General features: G+C 26.8%; 1 protein-coding gene. It reads left to right on the forward strand.

Features of this window, described 5'->3' with window-relative positions; translation table 11 throughout:
- Window positions 1-406 (forward strand): hypothetical protein (locus Q5O29_RS03885; RefSeq protein WP_302631714.1); only part of this gene is annotated, 406 nt, incomplete at its 5' end.
- Between the last annotated feature and the right edge of the window lie 153 nt (window positions 407-559).

Below are 559 nucleotides of genomic sequence, written 5' to 3' on the forward strand. Positions count from 1 at the left end.
AATTGTAGATCCAAATTCTTGTAATTGGGATAACATGAATGAAGAGGAATCTATGAAAAAGATGGCATTAGGCCTTTATATAAAGGATAAATCCTTAACTCAGTCAAATTATAATGAATCAAGTAATCCTTTATGGTTATCAACAAACAAACAAAATAGTGATGATTCAGCTAATCCAGATTCTCCAAGTGATTCACAAGAACCAAGTTCAAGAACTGGAACAACTGAAGATTCTAGTGGAAATAAAGTTAATGTGATAAACAAAGAGTTAGGTGTATTACCAGCTAAAGAAACTGGAAGTGATACACCAAAAGAAGCTAGTATAGGCTTTACAAGTAAACATGGTAAAAACTTTATTGGTGGAAGTGTTACAGGAAAATTTGAATTAACATTTAAATTTGAATAATTAACTAAAAATTATGGAGTTGTAATTAAATTGAATTAAAAAATTCAATTTAATTCAACTTCATTTTTTTGTCTAATTTTAAAACAAAATGAAGAAAATTAGTAACTTAGGGAAATAATAAGATTATAAATTTATATATTATGGAAAGGAGAA

This window comes from Clostridium sp. CAG:265 (assembly GCF_000436575.1).
GTDB lineage: Bacteria > Bacillota > Clostridia > Clostridiales > Clostridiaceae > Clostridium > Clostridium lentum.